Source organism: Roseateles sp. P5_B10 (assembly GCF_056400485.1).
Genome location: NZ_JBFULE010000183.1, coordinates 1 through 8210 on the forward strand (window position 1 = coordinate 1; position 8210 = coordinate 8210).

Consider the following 8210-nt stretch of genomic DNA (forward strand, 5'->3'; position numbering starts at 1 on the left):
GCGCAGCGTCCAGAAGCGCTCGATGCCGTTCTGGAAGCCGTTGTAGGCCATGTAGGCGGACTCGAAGCCCGAGATGATGGAGAACAGCTGCGCGTCCTTGGGCTTGAAGGGCGCGGCCAGTGCTGCCATCTTGCCGTGGCGGGCGCAGGCAATGATCTGCCACTGGTTGACCAGGTCGACATAGCGGCGCAGCGGCGACGTGGCCCAGGTGTACTGCGCCACGCCCATGCCGGCATGGGGCAGGGCCTTGACGCCCATGCGCACCTTGATGCCCGGCGCGAGGCTGGCCTGGCTGCGGTAGATGCCGGGCAGGCCCAGCTCGGCCAGCCAGCCACCCCAGGCGGAGTTGGCCAGGATCATGGCCTCGGCCACGATCAGGTCCAGCGAGCTGCCGCGGGCGCGCATGCTGATCTCGACGGACTCCGTGCCGTTCGGCGCCTCCGAGCGTTCGCCGGCAAGGCGGAAGTTGTAGTCCGGCCGGTTGAAGTTCTCGGGTTTGCCGCGCACGACCTCGCGCTGGGCCTTCAAGTGCTTGGCCAGGCGCCAGGTGAAGGCGAGTTCGCGTGCGAAGGCGTAGTCGGCCGGCGCCTCGCCCGACAGCGTGGCGTCGGTGACGATGCCGTCGAGCTTGTCGTGGCGCAGGTTGGCGGCGATGTGCACGCGCTCCAGCCTGGTCTCGCGTGCCTTGATCTCGAAGGTGGCCTCATCCATCGTGAAGTAGATGGAGACTGCCGGGCAGTCGCGGCCCTCGATCAGCGTGTAGGCCTGCACGACGTCGTCGGGCAGCATGGTCAGCTTCCAGCCCGGCATGTAGACGGTGGACAGGCGCTCGCGGGCGACCTTGTCGACGGCAGAGTCTGGCGTGATGGCCAGGCCCGGTGCAGCGATGTGAACGCCGAAGGTGACGGTGCCCGTGCCCAGGCCCTGCACCGACAGCGCGTCATCGATCTCGGTGGTCTGCGAGTCGTCGATGGAGAAGGCGCACGCCGGCGACAGCGSCAGCTCGTCCTTGAYCTCMGGCGCCKKCAGCGCSGGRAAGCCSGYGCCCTTGGGGAAGTTCTCRAACAGRAAGCGCTTCCAGTGGAACTGGTAGGCGCTGGTGATGGCGCCGGCGCCCTGCAACAGGTCCAGCGGGGCCTTGTGCGACTTCTTGCTGGCCTCGACGACAGCCTTGTATTCCGGGCCGTTCTTGTCGGGCTTGAAGAGGATCTTGTAGATCTGGTCCTGGATGGGCGCGGGGCAGGTGCCTGCCGCCAGCTCGTCGGCCCAGGACTCGATCTGCAGTTGTTGCTGGCGTTTGCGCTCGATGCCCAGCAGCGCGGCCTTGACGATCTCCTCGGGCGCCTTCTTGAACTGGCCCTTGCCGGCGCGGCGGAAATAGTGCGGTGCTTCGTAGAGACGAAACAGCGCGGCCGCTTGCTGCAGGGTGCCTGCCTTGGCGTCGAAATAGTCGCGCGCCAGGTCGGCGAAGCCGAATTCCCCCTCGGGGGCGAATTCCCAGGCCAGGTCGAGGTCGATGTCGTCGGCCAGCTTGCGGGCCTCCGCCAGCAACACGGCTGGCGCCGGCTGCTCGAATTTCAACAGCACGTTGGCGGACTTGACCTTGACCCGCTTGCCCGAGTCCAGCTCGACCTGCAGCGAGGCATCGGCCTCCGACATCACCCGGCCGGCGAGAAATTTCCCGGCGTCATCAAACAGCGCAAACATAGGAGGGCGATTGTCGCCTCAGCCTTGAAGGTGTTTCAGCAAGCCGGGCAGGTGGTCTTCGAAGTCGGACAACCCGTGGTCGCTGCCCTCCAGCACCTCGCCGTCGCAGCCGGCATAACGGGCCAGCATCTCGTGCCAATCCAGCAGCTCGTCGCCCTTGGCGATCAGCGTGTAGTAGCGCAGCGGCGTCGTCAGCCGTGCCGGCGGCGTCAGCGCGGCGAGTTCGGCCACATGCTGGGCCGTGAACTCGAACTTCAGCTGCGGGTCGTGCCAGGCCGTCAGCGTGCCGATGTGGCGGGACAGATCGCGCGCCGGGTCCACCGCGGGGTTCAGCACGGCGACGCGCCAGCCGCGGTGAGCGCGCTGCTCGGCCAGCGAGGTGGCGTAGAAACCGCCCAGCGAGCTGCCGATGACGGCGGCACCCTCGGATGGCCAGGCCGCCACGATTCCGGCGACAAGGGCCATGGCGTCAAGCGGGGAGGGCGGCAGCTGCGGGCAGGCGAAGGTCAGGCCCGGCTGTGTGGCCGCCCAGGCGGCCATTCGCAGCGCTTTGGCCGAGGCCGGCGACGAGCGAAAGCCGTGCAAATAGAGCAGATGAGTCAACGACATGACGGAAGTTTTTGCGTGAATTTCTGCCGCTCCGCGACGGGGGAGGGCTCCGATTGACGCGAGTGTCGCTCCCAGCCACAGTGCCTGCCTTTCCGCAATCCCGGACCGTCACCCCATGATCCCGATGCCCCGCACCGCCCTGGCCGCCGCCGCCCTGCTCGCGCTGGCCGCGGTTGCCCAAGCCCAGACCCCGCCCGCGCCCAATGGCGCCGCTTCGGCCCCTGGCGCCGCCGCTTCGGCACCCGCTCCCGCCCGCCCGCCGGCCGACCCGACGGCGCCCAAGCCCTTTGCCGAGATCATCAAGGGCGCCAAGGAGCAGCCCGGCCTGTTCCCGATCTGGCGCAAGGACGAGAAGGTCTGGATCGAGATCCCCAAGGAAGCCTTCAACAAGCCCTTCCTGTTCAGTGTCAACGTCGCCAACGCCGTCGGCGAGCGCGGCCTGTACGCCAGCCAGATGCTGGGCGACGAGCTGGCCGAATGGCGTCGCATTGGCAACCATGTGCAGCTGATTGCGCTGAACACCAAGTTCCGCACGGACAACCCGTCCAGCAAGCTGGCCATCGAGCAGGCTTTCTCGCCCAGCCTGATCGGCGGCGTGCCGGTCGCCAGCGCCGACCACCCGGACCGCAAGTCGGTGCTGATCGACGCCAGCAACCTGCTGCTGAGCGACATTCCGGGCTACTCCACGCGCCTGGAATTTGCCTACCGCCTGCCGTTCGCGCCCGACCGAGGCAACTCATTCATCGAAGCCACCCGCGCCGATGCCCAGGTTTCCACGCTGACTTCACGCGTGCACTTCGCCACGCCGCGCATTCCCGCGCCGCCGCTGGTTCCCGTGCCCGTGCCGGTGCCCACGCCGCCTCAGGCGACGCCGGATCCGCGTTCGATGTTCTTCAGCTTCGTCTACAGCTTCCGTGCCTTGCCGGAGCAGCCGGCCGCCGTGCGCCATGCCGACCCGCGCCTGGGTCATTTCATGGAGAGCTACAGCGACTTCGGCGACGACCTGAAAGCCAACCCGCGCGTGCACATGATCGCCCGCTGGCGCCTGGAGAAGAAGGACCCGAGCGCAGCGCTGTCGGAGCCCGTGCAGCCCATCGTCTACTGGATGGACAAGAACATCCCGACCAAATACCGCGCGGCGGTCAAGGCCGGCATCGAGGAGTGGAACAAGGCCTTCGAGAAGATCGGCTTCAAGGACGCCGTGCAGGCCAGGCAGCAGCCCGACGACGCTGACTGGGACAACATGGACTCGACGCACGCGTCCGTCCGCTGGTTCACCGGCGCCGACGTCGGCTTTGCCATCGGCCCTAGCAACAAGGACCCGCGCACCGGTGAAATCCTGGACGCCGACATCGGCATGAGCGACGTCTTCGGCCGCGGCTCGCGCCGCCTGGCTTCGGACGACGTGCTCGGCTTCCATGGACACGACCATGCCGCCAGCAGCTGGATGGGTGAGCGCAGCCTGCGGCTTTCCGAGCAGCAATGCAATTACATGGCCGACCAGGCCAACGAGTTCGGCTTTGCGCTGGATTTGCTGTCCCTGCGGGGCGGGGCAGAGGGCATGGACATGAACGGCCCCGAGGCCGAGGCCCTGGCCCAGGCCGTCATCAAGGACGTGGTGATGCATGAGGTCGGCCACACGCTCGGCCTCAAGCACAACTTCAAGTCCTCCACGACGGTCACCCAGGCCCAGCTCAAGGACAAGGCTTTCACCGAGGCCAATGGCATCTCCAACTCGGTGATGGACTACAACGCCTACAACCTGCCGCTCAAGGGCGAGGCCAAGGCCAGCCTGACGAACACCACGCTGGGCGCCTACGACTACTGGGCCATCGAGTACGCCTACAAGCCCATCGTTGCAGAGCAGGAGGCCGCCGAGCTGGCCAAGATCGCTGCGCGCTCGACCGAGCCCAAGCTGGCCTATGGCRACGACTTCGACCAGGGCGTCGGCGGCCCCTACGATGGCTTCGACCCGCGCACCAACCAGCGCGACCTGGGCGACGACCCGCTGGCCTATGCCAAGAAGCGCCTCAAACTCAGCCAGGAGCTGTGGGAGCGCGTGCAGTCGCGCCCGGCCGTCGTCGGCGACGACCCGCTGCGCAACCGCCGCTCCATCTTTGAGAGCTTCCGCCAATTGGGCATGACGGCCAACAACGTCAGCAAATACGTGGGCGGCATGCAGGCCGAGCGTGTCGTGCCGGGCGTGACCGCCGGCCCGGCCTTCAAGCCGGTGGACAACGCCCAGCAGCGCGAGGCCCTGCGCTTCATTGCGGCAGGCCTGCTGTCCAGCGACTCCTTCAAGTTCAAGCCCGAGTTCCTCGTGACCCAGACGCTGGACTACAACGAGTGGGACCGCGGCCTGCCCATCTCCATCCCGGACAGCGTCAGTGCGCTGCAGGGCCGGGTGCTGGACCGCCTGATGTCACCCAACACGGCGCGCCGTCTCATCGAGCAGGGCGCCTACCTGCCCGAGGCCCAGCGCAAGGGCGCGGTGTCGCTGAGCGAGGTCTATGGCACGCTGCAGGGTGCGATCTTCAGCGAGCTGAAGACCGGTGCCGAAATCGACCGCATGCGCCGCAGCCTGCAACGCGAGTACCTGCGCCGCCTGCAAGGCCAGCTGAACCGTGCGACCAATGGGGCGACGGTGTACGCCGACGCTTTCTCGATGGCACGCTGGCACGCGACGCAGCTCGCCAACGAGCTGCGTGTGGCCTCGGCCAAGCCGGGTCTGTCGGTCGAGACGCGTGCGCATTTGGCGGAGACGCTGGACATGCTGAACTCGATGCTGAAGGCCTCGCTGGTGCGCAGCTGATCGGCTTCGTGCTCAATCAAAGGCCGGCTTCATGCCGGCCTTTTTTCTTGTCTTAGCATGGCCGCCACTTCGAGGGATCCGCCATGTCCACACMCGACAAACTGAATCAATTCGGTGCCAGGAACCTGCCTGGCCATCTGGGCATCGTCTTCACCCAGGCCGACCCCGGCGAGATCAAGGCTGAGCTGGTGGTGCGCGAGGAGCTGATGGCACCCAACGGCTATCTGCACGCCGGCAGCATCGTGACGCTGGCGGACAGCTGTGCCGGCTATGGCTGCATCGCCAACCTKCCGCCGGGCGCGGTGGGCTTCACGACCATCGAGCTGAAGTCCAACCACCTGGGCACGGCGCGCGAAGGGACTATCGCCTGCGTGGCCCGGCCGGTGCACCTAGGCAAGACGACGCAGATCTGGGATGCGGTGGTGACGAACAAGGACACCGGGAAGACGATGGCTTTGTTCAGGTGTACGCAGATGGTGTTGTACGGGAAGTGAGTTGGTGTGGTTTGCTCTTGCCGGCGTCCTCATGACTCGCGTGCAGTGCCGCGGGAATCCGCCCCGCGAGGGCGGGTAACTTTCTTCTGACGCCCCGCAGAAGAAAGTTACCCGGCCGCCGGGACGGCCCMCCGGCAATGCATCGAGCAGACGCTATTTGGACAGAGCGTCCAACAGCTTCTCGTGGATCCCGCCAAACCCACCATTGCTCATACACAGCAAATGGTCCCCAGGCTTGGCGGCCTTGACGACAGCCGCCACCAACGCATCCACATCCGCACCCACAACCGCTGACGCACCCATCGGCGCCAGCGCCTCCTTGGCATCCCAGCTCAAACCCTGCTGATTGCAAAACGCGAGGTCCACTTCCTCCAGCGCCCAGGGCAACTGAGCCTTCATCGTGCCCAGCTTCATCGTGTTGGAGCGCGGCTCGAATATCGCGAGGATGCGGTCGACGGGCGCAATGCGGCGGCGCAGGCCGTTGACGGTGGTGCGCATCGCCGTCGGGTGATGTGCGAAGTCGTCGTACACCTTGATGCCGCGCACCTCGCCGCGCAGTTCCATGCGGCGCTTGACGTTCTGGAACTCGGCCAGGGCCGCCGCCGATTGCTCGGGCGACACGCTGACATGCTCCGCGGCGGCGATGGCAGCCAGCGCATTCAACTGGTTGTGCTCGCCGAACAGGCTCCACTCGACACGCGCGACCTTGAGGCTGCCGCGCAGCACGTCGAAAGCCTGCGGCTCGCCGCGCGCGCGCAGCATGCCGGCCTCTTCCTTCTTGGCGCCGAAGCGCAGCACCTCGCTCCAGCAGCCGCGTGCGATGACGCGTTGCAGCGCCTCCTCGCGGGCGTTGACGACCAGTCGGCCGCTGGCCGGCACGGTGCGCACGAGGTGGTGGAACTGGGTCTCGATGGCGGCCAGGTCCGGGAAGATGTCGGCGTGGTCGTGCTCGAGGTTGTTCAGCACAGCCGTGCGCGGCCGGTAGTGCACGAATTTGCTGCGCTTGTCGAAGAAGGCGGTGTCGTACTCGTCCGCTTCGATGACGAAGGTCTTGCCCTCACCGAGGCGAGCCGACACGCCGAAATTCTGCGGCACACCACCCACCAGGAAGCCGGGCTTGAGGCCGGCATGCGCCAGGATCCAGGCCAGCATCGACGTCGTCGACGTCTTGCCATGCGTGCCGGCCACGGCCAGCACGTGGCGCCCCTGCAGCACATGCTCGGCCAGCCATTGCGGGCCCGATGTGTAGGGCAGGCCGGTGTCAAGGATGGCTTCCATCAGCGGGAAACGCTCGCCGCGCGTGATGACATTGCCGATGACGAAGACATCGGGCTTGAGTTCCAGCTGCTCGGCGCCGAAGCCGGTGATGAGCTCGATGCCTAACGCCTCGAGCTGGGTGCTCATTGGCGGATAAACGTTGGCATCGCAGCCGGTGACCTTGTGGCCGGCTTCGCGTGCGAGTGCCGCGAGGCCACCCATGAAGGTGCCGCAGATGCCGAGGATGTGGAGATGCATGTCAACGCGCCCCGAAGGACGTCAAGAGATCAGCGCAATGCGGTGCGTGCGGCCGCGAGGGTGGCGTCGATATCGGCCTGGCTGTGGGCCGCCGACACGAAGCCCGCCTCATACAAGGCCGGAGCAAGATAGATGCCGGCATCCAGCATCGCATGGAAGAAGCGGTTGAAGCGCTCCTTGTCCGTCGTCATGACGGTGGTGTAGTTCTGCGGCAGATCGGGCATCAGGAAGAAGCCGAACATGCCGCCTTCACAGTCGGCGCTGAAGGGCACGCCGTTCTCGGCGGCGACGGCCTTGAGGCCATCGACGAGCTGGCGGGTCTTGGCCGACAGGGCCTTGAAGAAGCCGGGCTTCTGGATCTCGCGCAGCGTTGCCAGCCCGCAGGCCGTGGCCACCGGGTTGCCGGACAGCGTGCCGGCCTGGTAGACGCCACCCAGYGGCGCCAGATGCTGCATGACCGCGCGCCGGGCGCCAAAGGCCGCCAGCGGCATGCCGCCGCCGATGACTTTGCCGAAGACCGAGATGTCGGGCGCAAAACCCGGGATGAGCCGGGCGTAGTGAGCCTGGGCGCTGCCAAGGCCGACGCGAAAGCCCGTCATCACCTCGTCCAGCACCAGCAGGGCGCCATGCTGGGTGCACAGGCGGCGCATGGCGCTCATGAAGGCCACCGACGAGCGCACGAAATTCATGTTGCCGGCGATGGGCTCGACGATGACGCAGGCCAGTTCGCTGCCGTACTGGGCGAAGGCGGCTTCGAGCTGCTCGACGTTGTTGTATTCCAGGACGACGGTGTCGGCCGCGGCTCCCGGCGTGACGCCGGCACTGGTCGGGTGGCCGAAGGTGGCCAGGCCGGAACCGGCTTTCACGAGCAACGCGTCGGTGTGGCCGTGGTAGCAGCCTTCGAACTTGATGAACTTGGCGCGGCCGGTGGCGCCGCGCGCCAGGCGGATGGCGCTCATGGTCGCCTCGGTGCCCGAGCTGACCAGGCGCACCTGGTCCATGCTGGGCACGAGCTTCAAGATCTCCTCGGCCAGCTCGATCTCCCGCTCCGTCGGCGCGCCGAAGGAGAAGCC

The 8210-nt window shown here is 66.8% G+C and carries 6 protein-coding genes; 2 read left to right on the forward strand and 4 right to left on the reverse strand.

Going from position 1 to position 8210, the window contains the following annotated elements; all coding sequences use genetic code 11:
- Together AC1DU6_RS13440 and AC1DU6_RS13445 are read right to left on the reverse strand one after the other, a co-directional pair.
- Positions 1-1707: ribonuclease catalytic domain-containing protein (locus tag AC1DU6_RS13440; RefSeq protein WP_477857701.1), on the reverse strand; the 1707-nt coding region annotated here is incomplete at its 3' end.
- Positions 1708-1725: 18 nt separating this feature from the next.
- Positions 1726-2316, reverse strand: a complete 591-nt coding sequence (locus AC1DU6_RS13445) for a YqiA/YcfP family alpha/beta fold hydrolase (protein ID WP_457325309.1) — start codon at positions 2314-2316, stop codon at positions 1726-1728.
- A 124-nt stretch (positions 2317-2440) separates the two neighbouring features.
- On the opposite strand from AC1DU6_RS13445, the gene AC1DU6_RS13450 reads away from it, so the two are divergent.
- Both AC1DU6_RS13450 and AC1DU6_RS13455 read left to right on the forward strand, forming a co-directional pair.
- Positions 2441-5128, forward strand: coding sequence for a zinc-dependent metalloprotease (locus AC1DU6_RS13450; protein WP_477857703.1), 2688 nt, complete (start codon positions 2441-2443; stop codon positions 5126-5128).
- An 83-nt stretch (positions 5129-5211) separates the two neighbouring features.
- Positions 5212-5622 (forward strand): PaaI family thioesterase, encoded by a 411-nt coding sequence (locus AC1DU6_RS13455; protein WP_477857705.1) that lies wholly within the window; start codon positions 5212-5214, stop codon positions 5620-5622.
- A gap of 153 nt (positions 5623-5775) precedes the next feature.
- On the opposite strand, the gene mpl is transcribed toward AC1DU6_RS13455, so the two are convergent.
- Positions 5776-7137, reverse strand: a complete 1362-nt coding sequence (gene mpl, locus AC1DU6_RS13460; protein ID WP_477857707.1) for a UDP-N-acetylmuramate:L-alanyl-gamma-D-glutamyl-meso-diaminopimelate ligase — start codon at positions 7135-7137, stop codon at positions 5776-5778.
- Positions 7138-7166: 29 nt separating this feature from the next.
- On the reverse strand, positions 7167-8210 hold a 1044-nt coding region (locus AC1DU6_RS13465), incomplete at its 5' end, for a glutamate-1-semialdehyde 2,1-aminomutase (RefSeq protein ID WP_477857709.1).

Coding starts and splice junctions, on each gene's coding strand:
- AC1DU6_RS13445 (WP_457325309.1), bottom strand. CDS start 2,316: ATGTCGTTGACTCATCTGCTCTATTTGCACGGCTTTCGCTCGTCGCCG.
- mpl (WP_477857707.1), bottom strand. CDS start 7,137: ATGCATCTCCACATCCTCGGCATCTGCGGCACCTTCATGGGTGGCCTC.